This window comes from Pseudomonas aphyarum (assembly GCF_028657055.1).
GTDB lineage: Bacteria > Pseudomonadota > Gammaproteobacteria > Pseudomonadales > Pseudomonadaceae > Aquipseudomonas > Aquipseudomonas aphyarum.
Map to the genome: position 1 here is coordinate 52,165 of NZ_JAMDGS010000021.1, position 15,793 is coordinate 67,957.

The window sequence follows — 15,793 nt, forward strand, 5'->3', positions numbered from 1 at the left end:
ATGAAATCTCTGCGGGAGAAAGGTTTGTGGTGTGTCAGTCAGGACGCTGCCCTCACCCTAGCCCTCTCCCGGAGGGAGAGGGCTAGGGTGAGGTGTTTGGGAGAGGTACACCGACGTGAGATACCGAGGTGAACTCAGGTTAAAAACACACACAACTCCCCCTGCTTTGGCTCACATCACCTCAGTTCACCTCACCTCAGCTTGGCTTTGGCTTTGGCTTTGGCTCTGGCTCTGGCTCTGGCTCTGGCTTCCACCACTCAACACGATGAGCGTTAGCTCGAGTACCGCTTTTGACGTACCGGCCCCTTCGGCAGGCTGAGTGGAGGGATTCATCCGGGGGTGGGAGCGCAGCGACCGTGCGGCGAAGCCGCATGCATCGAGAGGAGGTGCAGCGAAGCAAACCGTAGGCGATGCCCCCGGATGAATCCCGGAACGAAGGAACACCGAGCCAAAGCGAGGTGCCGAACGCAGGGGCCCAAGACCTTTGGTTACTTTGGGGCGTTTGCCAAAGTGACCCGCCGTAAGGGCGGAACCGCCAGCCGCAACACCCCAAAAAAACGGATATTCACCCAAACCAACCCAAAAACCTGGCCGGCCCAAAGGCCGCCAAGGTCAATGCGCCGTAACCCCCCGCCTAACCGAGGAAGAACTGCCGGGCGCAAGGGCCAGAGCCAACTGCGTCCGATTATGCATATGCGTCAACCGCAAAACCTGCGACACATACAACTTCACCGTGTTCTCGGTAATCCCCAACTCACAGGCAATCTGATAATTGGTCTGCCCCTTGCCCACCAGCCGGGCCACATCGAGCTGACGCGGCGACAACTGCTCGAAAATCGCCGGCATCTCGACGCTGTCACCTTCAGGCAACGACTGGGCCGCCGGCGCAGGCCCGCGCCGAACCTTGTCCAGATCCTGATACAAGTCATCGATGGATGAAGAAAGATCCTGCAGCTTCTGATTCAGGTGCCCCAGTTGCAGCGTCTTCTGCCGCTCCTGCAGCACCGCTTCCTGACGCCGCAGCCCATCCAGCAACTCATCCAGATCCACCGGCTTCTGGTAGTAATCGGCAATCCCCGCGCGCAACGCCTTGATCACATCCTGCTTGTCGGCGCGGCCGGTGAGCATGATCGCTTCGAATGCCCGGGTTTTACCGGACAACCGTTGCAACGCCTGCACCAGCTCGATGCCATCCATGTCCGGCATATGCAGGTCGCACAGCACCAGGCCGATCGCCGGATCTTCACTGAACCGGGTGATCGCCTCCTGACTGGACCCACAGGGAACGCAGCGATAACCGCTGCTCTCGAGAAACTCGCAAAGTTCTTCAACGATCAGCGCCTGATCATCGACCACAAGAACCTTCACCGCCGACGTAAGCTTGTTCACGTGCCACTCCATGCCCGGGCCAAAGCTGACCATTCCTGTACTGCCAGCCTGTGGCTGTATAACCGCTCATTTGAAAGTAGACGCACTTTCCGACTATGTACATAGCAGTAGTGGCGAGTGGCGACTAATGGATCCAATAAAAAGTCAGGATTGCTCCAACCAGCACGAACGGCGCAAATGGCAGCTTTTTTGACATTTCAGGGCTGAAATATCGAAGACGTTCTCTAACCCCTTGACTTGCATGCAGCCAGACTTTTGGCACCAGGAGCACCCAGATCGCACTGCAAAGTGCGGCGCCGATAAACGCCCCCAGCAAGTGCTGACCGTCTGTCGCCAGGGCCATGGCTGTCATTAATTTCACATCGCCGCCGCCCATTCGCCCCAGCAGGTAACCCGGCAACGTGAGCGCCAGCGCCAGCAACACTGCCCAGCCGCCCTGCGCCGCATCGGCCCCGAGCCAGGTGCTGCCGGTGACCAGCAGCCAGACCAGCGCCAGCGCGCCGACGCCGAGGGTCAGGACGTTGCCGATGTGGCGTTCGCGGGCATCCTGCGCGGCGCAGAGTGTCAGCCAGATCAGTAGGACAAAGCTGTGCATCCGGTAAAAATCGTCCGTTTTGGCTGAATGATTCTATGCTGATACTACGTAGTGACTGTCAGGGTAGACGCGCTCATGAAAACCGGCCTCCCCCGCAAGCAAAAAGGCGCCGCCGCCATCGAATTTGCCTTGGTGTTCGTCATCTTCTTTGCCGTGTTTTACGGGATCGTGAGCTACAGCCTGCCGATGCTGCTGATGCAGGCCTTCACCCAGTCGACATCCGAAGCGGTGCGGCGCGGGGTGGCGCTGGATCCGGCGACCGCCAACTACGCCACCGCGATCCAGAACGTCGCTCGCGCCGAACTGGCCCGGCGACTGGCGTGGCTGCCGCCGGCGCTGAACTTCAACGCAGCGACTGACGCGACGGTTACCTACGTGGGCGGTCTGCTGACGGTGCGCATCAACTACCCGACCAACAAGCTCAATCAGGCATTACCGTTTCTGGTCTTGCCGGGTATCGGGGCGGTGCCCAATCTGCCTGCCAACCTGACCGCCAGCTCGAGCCTGCAATTTTGAGTTCCGGTGACAAGCTGTTCGACCGCCTGCTCAATCGTCAAACACCCACACCGTCAGCGGTCGTGGACAACCCCGTGGTGCCCGGCGTCGGCTTGCAGCTGCATCTGGATGGCGAAGGTCAGGTCACCCACCTGACCGGGCCGCTGCGCCATCTGCTGGCGCAACAACTGTCCGCCACCCGCACGCTGCATCTGCTCGATTACCTGCTGCCGCACAGCGCGCTTGCGGTCGAAGGCACGCCCGCCGACTGGCAGGGACAATTGCTCGATCTGGATTTTTTCAGCCTCGCCGGCCCGCCATTGCATTTGCGCGGCTGGGTGCAACCGCAGGGGGATGGCTGGGTTCTGCAACTGCTGGACATCGGCGACCTGTTGGGGGAAAGGCGCCAGGCGCGCAGCCGCGAGCAGTGCCAGTGGCTCGCCGCACACATTCGCGACCACTTGCGGCTCTGCGGCCTGGCGCGTTTGCCACAGGTGCTGGGCGAACAGTTGCAGTGCCTGAGCCAGCGTTTTCAGGTGCCTTGCCTGGCCGTGGCGCTGCTGGATGAAGTGACCGAGGGCTGGCAGATCCATCAGCATTACAGCGCACCCGACGCCCCGCAGTTGTGGGACACCGCGCAGCGCCTGGGCACCGGCCTCGACAGCCTCAACGGCGCCGCGCCGCAACGTGTGCTGCCCGCCGAGCATCCACGCCTGAGCAGCGTGTTCGGCCCCGCCGAAGGGTTTGCCGTGCCTTATCGCGATGCCCATGGCGTGGCCGCGTGGTTGCTCTTCGGCTGCTTCAGCGTGCAGCCACACACCGCTGACTTGAACGATCACGACTGGCTGCAACTGGCCGCCGCCGTGGCCGCGCCGCTGCTGGAACGCCTGCGTGAGCATCGTCACCACTTGCAGCTGGAACGTCTGGAAATCCTGCAAAGCCTGCTCGGCACCGGTTGGTGGGAGGTGTTCAGCGACAGCGCCGAAGTGCTGCTGGCCGATGCACTGGCCACCAGCCTCGGGTTGAGCGCCGGACGCCTGCCGATCCAGGACTGGTTCGCCCGTGTGCACCCGGCCGACCGCGAAGAACTGCGCAGCCGTCTGCAAGCCTTGCAGGACGAAGGTCAACCGCTGGAGCTGTGCGTGCGCCTGCAACCCGACGATCAGGCGCAACCGCAATGGTTCCGCTTGCAGGGCCGGTCGCTGGGCATCGGCGCCGAGCGGCGTCTTGTGGGCTTCATGCTCGACATCAGCGACATCAAGAACCAGCAACAACAGGCCGCCGCCGCCCATGCACGACTGGACAACCTGATCGCCAGCGCGCCAGCGGTGATCTACGTGCAGCGCTATGTCGAAGGCGCGTTGCAGCCGACGTTTTTCAGCGCCAGCCTGCAACCGCTGCTGGGCTGGGGCCTCGCCGACTGCGCCGACGGCGCGTTGGTGAATCAGGTGCATCCCGAGGACCGTGCGGCCTATTTCGAACGCACCCGACAGTTGCTGCGCGAAGGTTCGGTGAGCACGCGCTACCGGATGCTCGACACTCAGGGCAACGTTCACTGGCTGCTCGACGAAGCCAAACTGTTGCGCGACGACCTCGGCCTGCCGGTGGAAGCTGTCGGACTGTGGCTGGATGTCACCGACGCAACCCTCGCCGCCGAGCGGATCAAGACCAGCGAAGAACGCTACCGGATCCTCGTCGAAGATTCGCCGGCGATGATTTGCCGCTATCGCCCGGACCTGACCCTGACCTTCGGCAACCGGCCACTGGCGATGTATCTGGAGTGCGCCCCGGAGCAACTGCCGGGGGTGAATCTGGGCAGCTGGATGTCCGACGAACAGCGCGAGGCTTTCGTCGAGCGTCTGGCGCAACTGACCCCGGACGCGCCGGTGAGCAGCGCCGAAATCAACCTGCGCCTGCCGGGCCGTGAGCATGCGTGGTGGATCTGGTCGGATCGCGGAGTGTTCGATGAACAGGGTCGCCTGCTCGAGGTACAAGCGGTGGGCCGCGACAACACCGAGGTCCGGCGTTCGCAGCAGCAACTGACCCAGAGCGCAAAAATGGCCACCCTCGGCGAGATGGCCACGGGGCTTGCCCACGAAATCAATCAGCCGCTGAACGTGATGCGCATGGCCATCGTCAACGTACTCAAACGTCTGGGCAACGGCGATGTGCAAATCGATTACCTGACCGACAAGCTCAACCGCATCGACGCACAGGTCCAGCGGGCGGCGCGGGTGGTCGATCACATGCGGGTGTTCGGCCGGCGCTCGGAAATCGAACAGCATCCGTTCAATCCGCTCGACGCCATCGAAGGCACCCTGTCGTTGCTGTCCGAAGGCCTGCGCGGCAAAGGGGTCGAACTGCGGATCGGCGAAGCGAACTTTCAGGTGCAGGTGCGCGGGTACGTCGATCAGCTGGAACAAGTGCTGATCAACCTGATGGTCAACGCCCGGGATGCGCTGCTGAGCAAGCGTGAATCCAATCGCGACTTCCAGCCGTGGATCGGTGTGCGTGCCGAACACGACGAACACGTGGTGCGGCTGTGGGTCGAGGACAATGGCGGCGGCATCGACCCGCGCTTGCTGGAGCGGATTTTCGAGCCGTTCTTCACCACCAAACCGGTGGGCGTCGGCACCGGTCTGGGCTTGTCGGTGAGCTACGGCATCGTCGAGAACATGGGCGGACGCCTGAGCGTGCGCAACGCCGACGACGGCGCACGGTTCTGCATCGAATTGCCGATCGCTTTGGACGATCAGATCACCAGCGTCGCCCGCCCCGACTGACAACTGAGATTGGCGCCGACATCGACCTGGTTGAGGTTGATCCCGAGGGCCATCAGCAGGGTGTTGATCAAGGTATCGAGCAACGGGCTGAGCACGGTGTTGATGGTGGTGACCAGCAAGGTCTTCACGGAGCTCAGAATCGCCCCCAATCCACTGACCAGACTGCCCGTCGGCCCATACATGTTGAGGTTGATGTTGTTCAGCGTGTCGCTCAGGCTGCCGACCACATTGCTGGTGGTGTAGCTGTAATAGAACGGCGGCTGGTTGATCTCCGGCAGGCTGGCGGCCGGCGGTGCGGAATAGACGTGGGGGATGTTGGCGGTCTGGCCGACGGTGGTATCGGCCGAGATGTCGAGCCCGCCGCCGACAGAAGGGATGCGCGGATCACAACTGACCGGCAACACGAGGAAGCGTCGGCAGGTCTTCACGCCGATATCGATCACCTTCAACGGTTGCACCACCACGGCCGGCGGCGTGACGTTATTGCCGAACACCGCTGCCGGATCCATCCGGCCGATTTTCAGGTTGGCGACCGACGTGGTGGTGTTGGTGGTCAGGGTCTTGTTGGTCGGCGTCAGGCAGCTGAACGCGGTGACGTAGCTGTTGGCCGCCGCCACATCCAGCGCCACATCGAGACGAATCGGCCCTGGCAGCACTTCGATCGACGGCGTCTGGCAGGGCGCGCCGAGCGCGCAGGTCAGCGAATCGATCACGCCCACCAGGTTCAGGCTGAGCAAGGCATTCAACGTATTGGTCAATGGGCCGGCGAGATCGGCCACACCGTTGACCAGCGACAGGATCGTATCCAGCAACGGTAGATTGACCGACAACAGGGTTCGCACCTGCGCGGTCTTCACGTAAATCCGGTTCGGCCCCAAGGGGTTGGCGGCCGCCAGCCGAGGGTTGCCGATGGCCGACAATTGCGGCGGTTCCAGCACCTGCACCCGAGCGGTGATTTGCGCCACGCCGAGGTTGATCGACTGGTTGGCCACCAGGCCGTTCTGCTTGTTGGCCAGTTGCACGAAGCCCTGAATCAGATCGAATGCCCGTAAATCCACCGCCAGCGCCGTGGCCTGAGTGCCGGCCTGAACCTTCAGCAGGTTGCCCAGCACTACTTGTGTGGCACCGGCCGCTGCCTTGATCGCCTGCAAACCGAGGATGGTCGCCGTGGCACTCAGGGTGCCGTTGGGGTCGAGGACGTTGATTGCGGTCTGGACGAGCTGACTGACCGCGATGGTGTTGCCGAGCACCTGCTCGTAGCCGCCGGCACTGAGACCGATGTCGACCTTCAACCGGTCCAGATATCCGAGCAGGTTGATGTTGGTGTTGACCAGACCATTCCAGCTCGCGGCGCTGAGCGTGAGGTTGCCACCCAGCAATCCGCCGAACAGCGCATTGAGTACGGCTGACCGGCCTGTATCGACACTCAATGTGGTGCTGCGGATGGTCAGTGAAGCCAACGGTGGTGGCAACGCCGCGACTGCCGTGGCGCTGAGGTTGATGGTTGCATTGCGCCCTGCGCCGCCGAACAGTCCGCCGATGGCACCGGCAAAGCTCTGAGGCACGGTATGGCTGACAACAACGCGGATCGCATCCGTGCTGGCGGCGTTGACGGCGAACACCCGCAGATTGCTGGCGTCCAGGTTCAATGTGCCGCAGGCGACGGCCAGGGCGCGACCGGCACTGGGAATCGGGAAATTGTTACGCACGACGCTGGCCAGCGCATAGGCGTTGGCCGTGGCCCCGGCGCCGCAATTGCCGCCACGGGTCGCGGCTTCGAGGGCGGCGACATCGGCGATCTGTTGCAGATGCCGACGCTCGAGGTACAGGCGGCCGCTGTCGACCACCACCAGGATGAACACCAGCGCCATGCCCAGGGTGAGCGCCGCCATCAGGCCGATAGCCCCGCGTTGTCGGGCAGGATCGATGAACGGCGAATGGCGGGACATGGCGCACTCCTTTGCCGGCGCACGGCCGGGCGCAACCTCCATGGATGGGTATGAGTGTAGACACGCGCAGGCAACACTGCTGGCAAGACGCCAGTTTCACCCGCCCATAAAAAACGGGAGCCATGGGCTCCCGTACTTTTTCAACAGACTCAGCGCGGTGGATAGTTGGACAGGATCCGCGCCACGGTCTCGCGGATGGCATTGCTGCGATCCGCCGGGTTCGGCGTGCGGCTGAGCATTTGCTCGTCGCTGCCACGCCACACCAGTTTGCCGTCCTTGCCGTCGAGCAGATCGACCTGAATGGTCGCCACCTTGTAGGTGATGTTGCGGGTTTCGTTGTACATCGGTGCGCCCCAGTAACCGTTCCACGGGCCACCCCAACCGCCGCCGTAGTTGGTGGTCACCTGTTGCTGACGGTCCTCGACGATCAGGTAAGTCTGCACAAACAGATCGCCCCGGGCGCCCGAGGCGGCCGGGCGCAGGCCGCGTTGATCCAGTTGATCGGCGACGGCCTGACGGATGCGCTGTTCGGTCAGGTCGCTCTTGATCCGTGGATCGTCTGGGCGGTATTGCAGGGCGGGGTCTTTCCAGCTCCAGCTGCGGTACGCGGCAAAGTCGCGGCTGGCGTCGAAGTCATGATTGACCTGGTTGGCGGCGCAGGCACTGAGCAGTGCGGCCACGGCCAGTAAAGCGAGACGGCGGAACATGGTTTTTCTCCGGTGGAAGACATGAACCTGAGGGAGCTCCTCATTGGCAGGAAGCTAACTGGGAGGATACGCCGACATGGCCTTTTCGACAGCCTCCCGAATCGCATCGGTGCGATCACTTTGCTTGCCCTGGGTACCGGTTTCGGCGCTGGCGCTCCAGACCGGCTGACCACTGCCGGCGTCGAACAGATCGACCCGCACCACCACGACCTGTTCCTGGTAGGTACGTACGATCGGCACCGTGTTGTACATCCCGTAACCGCGACCGTAACGGTCATAACCACCATAGCCGCCGCCGTAGTAACCGTAATCGTCCTGCACCTGACGCAGGCGGGTTTCCAGACTCAGGTTGGCACTGACCAGCAGGTCGGCCGGGCGATTGTCATGCAGCGGGCGCAAGCCGCGCTGGTCCAGCGCACTGCTGACGGCTTCGGCCACTTGCGCCGAATCCGCCCAGGCCGTGCCCGGCGGCAACTGACCGTTGAGCCACGCCCAGCTGCGGTAGCGCCCGTAATCCCGAGGCGGCGCGGGATAAGCGCTGCGGTCGAAGGTGGTTGCCGCTTGCGGTGGCGCCGGCGGCAATGGCCGCGACTGCGCCACGTAAGGGTTGCTGCCCTGGCAGGCGGCCAACCCCAGACAGATCAGCAGTAACCCTGAATGACCTTTCATATCTCGCTCCGATCAGATCGGCCGGCAGATCCAGTGCAAGTAGCGCCCAAGCCCGGCGAAGCTTGGGTGACGACGGTGGGCAAGCTCCATTTCGAGCAAATCAATCAACTCGGCGCGGGCCTGGAATTCCACCGGCATGTAATCATGGAAAACCCGCACCCCGCTCTGAGTTTCGACCTGCCACAACCCGGCGAGTTGCGTCGCCAGTTCCCGTGGATCGAGCGGCTGTTGCGGGGTCAGGCTCTGCTTTTCACCGGCCATATCGTTCTTGCGCATTTTCTTGAAATGGCCTTTGAGCAGGTTCCGGTAAATCAGCGCATCACGGTTGTAGAACGCCAGCGACAGCCAGCCACCGGGTTTGGTCAACTGATGCAGCACCGGCAGGATCGCGTGGGGTTCGGCCAGCCATTCCAGCACCGCATGGCACAGCACCAGGTCGTAGGGCTCGGTGAGCTGGCCGAGCAGTTCCTGCCAGGGCGCCTGAATGAACGTTGCGGTTTGCCCAGCATCGGCAAAGCGCTGGCGTGCGCCTTCGAGCATCGGCTCGGCCGGCTCGGTGAAGGTCACCTCGTGCCCGCGCTCGGCCAGCCACAGCGACATGTGTCCCAGGCCGCCACCGATATCCAGCACCCGCAACGGACGATCCGGCAGGGCTTCGGCGAGGTCGGCCTGCAACACCGCCAGGCGGATCGCGCCTTTGGCGCCGCCGTAGATTTTTTCGGCGAAACGGGTCGCCAACTGATCGAAATGACGGTCGCTCATCAGCTGAACCGCCGTTCGCTGTCGGCGAGTTTGCTGCGCACCACTTCATTCATGTCCAGCCCCAGTTCGCTGCACAGCAGCAACAGATAGAGAACGATGTCGCCGACTTCCTGCCCGGCGTGGGCGAGTTTGTCCGCCGGCAATTGGCGGGACTGGTCTTCGGTCAGCCACTGGAAGATTTCCACCAGTTCGGACATTTCCACGCTGGCGGCCATGGCCAGGTTTTTCGGGCTGTGAAATTGCCGCCAGTCATTGCGGTCGCGAATGGCGTGCAGGCGTTCGGTCAGTTCAACAAGGTTCATCGGGCTCTCCTGAAGACGTATAGCTTCGGGGGGATGCGGATCGAAGGCAAGGGCCAGTCGCCCGTTAAAACCCTCTATGCTTGCAGGGAACTCGACCGCACCCGCTGCGGCCCAAGGCTCAGCTCTTTCATCAGGAAACAGACATGCAGGTAGAAAGCTTTTTCGAATGGCTGGGCCAGGCGCTCGGCTCGATCATCCGCTTCATCGTCGATGGCCTCAGCGGCTTGTTCAATCTGCTGGGCAACGCCGGCGGCAACTTTGTCGACGGGCTGTCGAAGGCGCTGGGCATGGACACGTCGATCATCAGCATCATCGCGCTGATCGTCGGCCTGATGCTGCTGTGGTCGGCGATCCGCGCGTTCATGAATGCCTCGATCATTGCCGGGATCATCTGGTTGCTGCTGGGATTGTGGCTGCTGAGCTGGATCATTCACTGACACCTCCCGCTACAATGCCGCTCCCCAAGGAGCCCGCATGTCCAACCTGATCGCCGACTGGCGCGACCGCCCGACCCATCGCCGGGTCTGGGCCCTCGCCGCCCCCATGATCCTCTCCAACATTTCCGTGCCGCTGGTGGCGCTGGTCGACAGCACCGTCATCGGTCACCTTCCCCACGCCCATCAACTGGGCGCGGTGGCGGTAGGCGCCAGCCTGTACACCTTTCTGGCCTGGGCCATGGGCTTTCTGCGCATGGGCACCACCGGTTTCGCCGCGCAGGCAGCCGGACGCAGCGACGGTGCGGCCTTGCGGCAGATTCTGCTTCAAGGCCTGTTGCTGGCGATGGGGCTGGCGCTGCTGCTCGGAACCCTCGGCGTACCGCTGAGCGGCGTTGCGCTGCACTTCATGCAACCGTCGGCGGAACTGGATCAACTGACCCGCGACTTCTTCCACACCCGGCTGTTCGGGCTGCCGGCGGCGCTGGCCAGTTATGCGCTGGTGGGCTGGTTCCTCGGCACCCAGAACGCCCGGGCGCCGCTGGCGATTCTGTTGAGCACCAACCTGATCAACATTGTGCTCAACCTGTGGTTCGTGATTGGGCTGGACTGGGGCGTGGTCGGTTCGGCCCGCGCATCGGTGATCGCCGAATGGAGCGGCGCCCTGCTCGGCCTGTGGATGACTCGCAAGGCATTGCGCGCCTATCCCGGGCACATCGCCTGGGCCGCGCTGAAAGTCTGGCAGAGCTGGCGCCCGTTACTGGCGGTCAATCGCGACATTTTCATTCGCAGCCTGGCCCTGCAATCGGTGTTTTTCCTGATCACCGTGCAGGGCGCCCGGCTCGGCGATGCCACGGTCGCGGCCAACGCGCTGCTGCTCAACGGCCTGCTGCTGACCGCCCACGCGCTGGACGGTCTGGCCCACGCCGTCGAAGCCTTGTGCGGCCACGCCATCGGCGCCCGTGATCGTCTGGCCCTGCGCCGCTCGCTGGTGGTTGCCGGTGGCTGGTCGTTGCTGGCCAGCCTGGGTTTTGCAGCACTGTTTCTGTTGGCCGGCCACTTGTTCATCGAGATGCAGACCGACATCCAGAGCGTGCGCGAGACCGCGTTCATCTACCTGCCCTATCTGGCCGTCCTGCCGCTGATCGCGGTCTGGAGCTACCTGCTCGACGGCCTGTTCATCGGTGCCACCCGTGCCCGGGAAATGCGCAACGGCATGCTGGCGACCGTGATTCTGCTGCTGCCGGTCGCCTGGGCGCTGCAAGGTCTGGGCAATCACGGCCTGTGGATTTCATTCCTGCTGTTCATGGTGCTGCGCAGCCTGACGCTCGGAGGGCTGGCGTGGTGGTTGCGCCGCACCGATGGCTGGTTCAACGGGGCTGCTCACTGAAGCGGCGCCTCACGACGGGTCGTTCAGCCAACGCCGACGCAACAGCTCAAGCCGTTCCCGTGGGGTCAATCCTTGCGGCAGCGGCGTCAGTTCGGCACGCGGATGCTGCAAACGCAGCCACAACCAGTCGTCCAGCAACGCCTGCTCGCTGAACCCCAGTTCCAGGCCTTGCTCCTGAAAGGAAGACATCAGCCGATAGTCGTTCCCTGTCGCCTGACTCCAGCGCCAGACATGCTGATCCAGCAGGCAACGGTGCAGGCGTTCGCGCTGTCGGCGGGTCAGGCTTTGCTCGATCCGCAGCGGCTCCACGACCAGCCCCGGATTGCGCAGTTGCTGCCAGCCCTGACTGCCGCCGGCCAGATCGGCCCAGGTCCCGCCGAACCAGCGCAGCCACCCGATCGGCCCGAGCCAGCAGCTCAATTGCCGGGCATCACAGGCATCGAAAAAGTAGCTGGCGGTCTGCCGATTGTAGAAATTGAGCAGTGCCCGGTGATTCAGGCCGACGGACACGGTCAACATCCGCTGCAAGTGTTCGCGCAATACCTGCGCCGAGGCTTCGCTGCCCAGCAGCAGCCCTTGCCAGGTCTGCGGGTCGGCGTGGCAAAGCGCCGACAGCGCCGGGCTGTCATGCAGGTCGATCAGCCACGGGCCTTGTTCACTGACCGGCTGAAACTCCGTACCGTCAAACAGCTTCAGGCTGTGCACACCGGCAAATCCCTGGCGTAACGTCTGCACGGCCTGTGGTGCCTGTGCGATATCCAGCAACAACCATTGAGCGCGCTGTCCGGGGGCCGCGACGCTCATCTTCCGTCGCTCGTTTTGAGCCCGGCGACCAATCGACAGCTGCACAGTGACGCCGCGCAATGGCGATAACTGCCGCCGCCGGGTATCAGGCACAACAACAATAACGGCTCGGCCGCTTTCAGCCATTGAGGCAGGCCCGCGCTCGCCAGACGCTCGGGCAGCGGTGACGGTGCATCATCCTCGATGGCTTCGGTGAGTGCCGGGACCTGCAAGACGCCGCTGATCACGGGCTGCTCAGGGTCACCTTCCAGAAAGCTCACCACCACCTCTACCCCGTCCTTCAATGATGCCATCGGCGTATCGGCCAACGCCGGGGCCAGCGGCAGCCAGCAGTGGCTGGGGCGGGCCCCTTCTCCCTGATAGAGCCAGTCGAACTGAACGGCCACCGGGCGCACGGCATCCGGTTGCACCTCCTCGACCGACACCACCCACGCGCGTTGCGGACTGCACATGCGCGCCCCGCGGTATTCAACGGATGATCGGGGGCGCGGCAACTGGTCAGCGGCAAAAATCCGGTTGCTGTAGGGCGGCTCGAGGGACTGATCGGCCCGATGCTCGATTCGGCTCACCAGCCACTGCGCATTCGCGTCTGCCAGGGGCTGGCCGGAAATCGTCAACCAGTGACCACTGCGCAGGATTGGCGAGTCGGAATGCCCCTGCGCCGTGCGCGTCCGTCGCGAGCCTTCTGCGTGCAGACGGGCATGCTCGCCCAGTTGCCAGCGGCGCACTGTCGGCGACGCCTTCCCATCCTCGCCCTCGCATCGCAGGTTCCCGGCGCGTGGCAGCTGGGCCGGGTCATCACCGAACACCAGGCAATGCCCCCGACTCCCATGTTCGAAGTGATAGTGAATGCGTGCCTGCCCGCACAACCGCTGCACCAGTTGCAGATCCGACTCGCCGTACTGAGTACAGAATGTCAGGGGCCGATACCCGCTGTGCAGATCGAATCGGCGCCGGGTGCCCCTGATACCGTGTTCCCTGAGCACCTGATCAAGAATCTGCGGCACCGTACGATCGCTGAAGATGCGCTGGCTGAAGCGCAGGCCTAGGCAGCTCAACCGAGGCCCCAGCCGCGCCCGGCACAACCGGGCGCCGTGCCCCTGTTCATGCTGGACAAGGCTGTGCAACTGCCCGTGCAGACCATTGCCGGAAGGCCCGAAACACAGACGCGCCGAACGATACATCAGGCCGGCAAGGTCCAGATGCGGGTCATCGATCAGCACGTCGATCTCGAACGCAAAAGGCTCGCTGATGGCTTCGCAACCCGTGAATGCAAGGACTTCAAGGGAGTCGGAAAGGCCCGCTACATCGAGACGAAACGACGGCTCGTCGGGTGGATCGAACATGGGGGGATTCTCTACAGGGGGGCGGGCGGGGATTCTCGCCGAGACCCATGGCCGAGTAGAGGGCCGAACTACAAATTCGGAAATGACCTACGCGAAAAGCAGACGACGTCACTTTGCTCGCCTGGAAGCAAGCCGTTTCGCGAAGAGAAAAAGAAGCGTCTCACCTGGTTGTCTGAAACGTCCGCGGTGAGCGGAACAATTTCAGACAACCAGATGAAAGCGGAACCTGGCCTCAGGAAGACAGGTAGGAGGAGCGGGTCAGACCCAGGCGCAATGCATCGAGGAACTGGGTGCGCTCGCTGGCGCTGATGCGGGCACTGGCGCACTTGTCGCGGTAGTGGGTCATCAGCTCTTCCGGCGACAGGTGCACGTAGCGCAGCATGTCTTCGATGGTGTCGTGGGTTTCAATACCGGCGTGGTACACGCTGCCGTCGGCGTTCTGGTAGATGTTCACCGAGTCGGTGTCACCGAACAGGTTGTGCATGTCGCCGAGGATTTCCTGATAGGCGCCGACCAGGAACACGCCCAGCAGGTAGTCTTCACCTTCGTTCAGCGCATGTACTGGCAGGCTGGTCTCGATGCTCTGCTCATCGACGTACTGATTGATCTTGCCGTCGGAGTCGCAGGTCAGGTCTTGCAGAACGGCACGACGCAGCGGCTCTTCGTCGAGACGGTGCAGCGGAATGATCGGCAGGACCTGATCGATTGCCCAGGTGTCCGGCAGGCTCTGGAATACCGAGAAGTTGCAGATGTACTTGTCGGCCAGCTTGTCGTTGAGTTCGTCCAGCACCTGACGGTGCGAACGCTGACGCGCCTTCAGCGAGTTGTGCAGGCGACGGCACACGGCGAAGTAGCACTGCTCGGCCAGGGCTTTCTCGGCCAGGGTCAGTTTGCCGTCGGCGTACTGTGCGGCCACGTCGCTCATGTAGTGGGTGGCGCGCCAGTAGGTTTCGGTGACCATTTCGATGTCGGTCGGGCCGAGCAGGTCAACCAGCCACTGCACGGTTTCCGGCAGCGCTTCCTTGTTCTCGATCTGCGGCACGTCGTCGTTGTGCTTCTCGACGTCGGTCACCTGCACCACCAGCATCGCGTGGTGCGCGGTCAGCGAGCGGCCGCTTTCGGAGAAGATGTGCGGATGCGGCAGGGCCTGCGCATCGCAGAACTCCTTGAGCATGCCGACCACGACACCGGCGTAGTCGTCCATGTCGTAGTTGATCGAACTGGCGTTGCGCGAGTGGGTACCGTCGTAGTCGACGCCCAGACCGCCGCCGACGTCGATGTGATCGACCGGCAGACCGAGGTTGCGCAGCTCGCCGTAGTAACGGATCGCTTCCTTGAAACCGTGCTGATAGTCAGCGAGGTTGGCGATCTGCGAACCCATATGGAAGTGCAGCAGGCGGATGCCTTGATCCAGGCCCGCCGCGCGGAAGCGCTCGACCACCGACAGCAGTTGCGCCGCCGACAGACCAAACTTGGATTTCTCGCCACCGGTGTCCGCCCACTTCGACGACGCCAGGGACGACAGACGCACGCGCAGGCCGACCTGCGGCTTGACCTTCAGCGAGGCGGCTTCTTCGATCACCAGACCGACTTCGGATTCTTTCTCGATCACGATGAACACGTTGTGACCGAGCTTCTGGCCCATCAGCGCCAGACGGATGAACTCGCGGTCCTTGTAACCGTTGCAGACGATGGTGCCACCCTTCGGCGCCAGTGCCAGCACCGCCAGCAGCTCAGGCTTGGAGCCGGCTTCCAGACCGATGGAAACGTTCTGGGTGGCGATGATGTTTTCGATCACCGCTTCCTGCTGGTTGACCTTGATCGGGTACAGCGCGGTGTATTTGCTCTGGTATTCCAGACGCTCGATGTTCGCATCGAAAGCGCCGGTCAGCTGACGGACGCGGTCTTGCAGGATGTCGGGGAAACGCACCAGCAGCGGCAGGGACAAGCCACTCTTGCGCAACTGGTCGACTTGTTCGAACAGATCGATAGGCGAGCTGCTCGGGCCGTTCGGACGAACTTCGACGCGACCGGCGTCATTGATCGCGAAATACCCGGCCCCCCAATGGCGAATCCCGTAAACACTGCGGCTGTCCGCAACTGTCCATTGGCTGCCATCGTCTTTGCGTGTGCGTCGTACGGACATCGAAGTCCCCTATAAAGAAGTC

The 15,793-nt window shown here is 63.0% G+C and carries 14 protein-coding genes; 4 read left to right on the forward strand and 10 right to left on the reverse strand.

The genetic code is table 11. From position 1 onward, the window contains the following. Nucleotides 1-612: 612 nt before the first annotated feature. Together M5G18_RS27650 and M5G18_RS27655 are read right to left on the reverse strand one after the other, a co-directional pair. On the reverse strand, nucleotides 613-1,389 hold the full coding sequence (locus M5G18_RS27650; protein ID WP_273897129.1) for a response regulator transcription factor: 777 nt from the start codon (nucleotides 1,387-1,389) through the stop codon (nucleotides 613-615). Nucleotides 1,390-1,513: 124 nt separating this feature from the next. Next, nucleotides 1,514-1,984, reverse strand: a complete 471-nt coding sequence (locus M5G18_RS27655; RefSeq protein ID WP_273897128.1) for an A24 family peptidase — start codon at nucleotides 1,982-1,984, stop codon at nucleotides 1,514-1,516. 75 nt (nucleotides 1,985-2,059) lie between these two features. Here M5G18_RS27655 and M5G18_RS27660 point away from each other — a divergent pair, with 75 nt between their 5' ends. Further along, nucleotides 2,060-2,500 (forward strand): TadE/TadG family type IV pilus assembly protein, encoded by a 441-nt coding sequence (locus tag M5G18_RS27660; protein ID WP_064379247.1) that lies wholly within the window; start codon nucleotides 2,060-2,062, stop codon nucleotides 2,498-2,500. Next, nucleotides 2,497-5,262: a PAS domain-containing sensor histidine kinase gene (locus M5G18_RS27665; protein WP_273897127.1), complete on the forward strand. Its 2,766-nt coding sequence runs from the start codon at nucleotides 2,497-2,499 to the stop codon at nucleotides 5,260-5,262. The genes M5G18_RS27660 and M5G18_RS27665 overlap by 4 nt, the downstream gene beginning before the upstream one ends. Here the strand turns inward: M5G18_RS27665 and M5G18_RS27670 are convergent. The 5 genes from M5G18_RS27670 to M5G18_RS27690 form a co-directional block, all read right to left on the reverse strand. After that, nucleotides 5,232-7,211 (reverse strand): pilus assembly protein TadG-related protein, encoded by a 1,980-nt coding sequence (locus tag M5G18_RS27670; protein ID WP_273897126.1) that lies wholly within the window; start codon nucleotides 7,209-7,211, stop codon nucleotides 5,232-5,234. The genes M5G18_RS27665 and M5G18_RS27670 overlap by 31 nt on opposite strands. A 149-nt stretch (nucleotides 7,212-7,360) precedes the next feature. After that, nucleotides 7,361-7,918 carry a DUF4136 domain-containing protein gene (locus M5G18_RS27675; RefSeq protein ID WP_007951006.1) on the reverse strand — a complete coding sequence of 186 codons (558 nt, stop codon included), beginning with the start codon at nucleotides 7,916-7,918 and terminating at the stop codon, nucleotides 7,361-7,363. Between the two features lie 54 nt (nucleotides 7,919-7,972). Beyond that, nucleotides 7,973-8,587, reverse strand: coding sequence for a DUF4136 domain-containing protein (locus M5G18_RS27680; protein ID WP_085748621.1), 615 nt, complete (start codon nucleotides 8,585-8,587; stop codon nucleotides 7,973-7,975). Nucleotides 8,588-8,599: 12 nt separating this feature from the next. Then, nucleotides 8,600-9,349: a methyltransferase gene (locus M5G18_RS27685; protein WP_262159174.1), complete on the reverse strand. Its 750-nt coding sequence runs from the start codon at nucleotides 9,347-9,349 to the stop codon at nucleotides 8,600-8,602. Further along, nucleotides 9,349-9,651 carry a MazG-like family protein gene (locus M5G18_RS27690; RefSeq protein ID WP_007951009.1) on the reverse strand — a complete coding sequence of 101 codons (303 nt, stop codon included), beginning with the start codon at nucleotides 9,649-9,651 and terminating at the stop codon, nucleotides 9,349-9,351. Before M5G18_RS27690 ends, M5G18_RS27685 begins: the two co-directional genes overlap by 1 nt. Before the next feature lie 143 nt (nucleotides 9,652-9,794). Between M5G18_RS27690 and M5G18_RS27695 the strand changes: the two genes are divergently transcribed. Both M5G18_RS27695 and M5G18_RS27700 read left to right on the forward strand, forming a co-directional pair. Continuing rightward, the gene (locus M5G18_RS27695; RefSeq protein ID WP_007951010.1) at nucleotides 9,795-10,088 is read left to right on the forward strand and encodes a hypothetical protein; all 294 of its coding nucleotides are present in this window, start codon (nucleotides 9,795-9,797) and stop codon (nucleotides 10,086-10,088) included. A 37-nt stretch (nucleotides 10,089-10,125) separates the two neighbouring features. Then, entirely contained in the window at nucleotides 10,126-11,475 is a 1,350-nt protein-coding gene (locus M5G18_RS27700; protein WP_102718484.1) for an MATE family efflux transporter, read from the forward strand. A 9-nt stretch (nucleotides 11,476-11,484) separates the two neighbouring features. On the opposite strand, the gene M5G18_RS27705 is transcribed toward M5G18_RS27700, so the two are convergent. The 3 genes from M5G18_RS27705 to speA all read right to left on the reverse strand — a co-directional run bounded on the left by M5G18_RS27705 (nucleotide 11,485) and on the right by speA (nucleotide 15,771). Beyond that, nucleotides 11,485-12,279, reverse strand: coding sequence for a DUF4123 domain-containing protein (locus tag M5G18_RS27705; protein ID WP_273897125.1), 795 nt, complete (start codon nucleotides 12,277-12,279; stop codon nucleotides 11,485-11,487). Beyond that, entirely contained in the window at nucleotides 12,276-13,625 is a 1,350-nt protein-coding gene (locus M5G18_RS27710; RefSeq protein WP_273897124.1) for a type VI secretion system Vgr family protein, read from the reverse strand. Before M5G18_RS27710 ends, M5G18_RS27705 begins: the two co-directional genes overlap by 4 nt. A 232-nt stretch (nucleotides 13,626-13,857) precedes the next feature. Next, nucleotides 13,858-15,771, reverse strand: a complete 1,914-nt coding sequence (gene speA, locus M5G18_RS27715) for an arginine decarboxylase (RefSeq protein ID WP_011332271.1) — start codon at nucleotides 15,769-15,771, stop codon at nucleotides 13,858-13,860. Nucleotides 15,772-15,793: the final 22 nt, after the last annotated feature.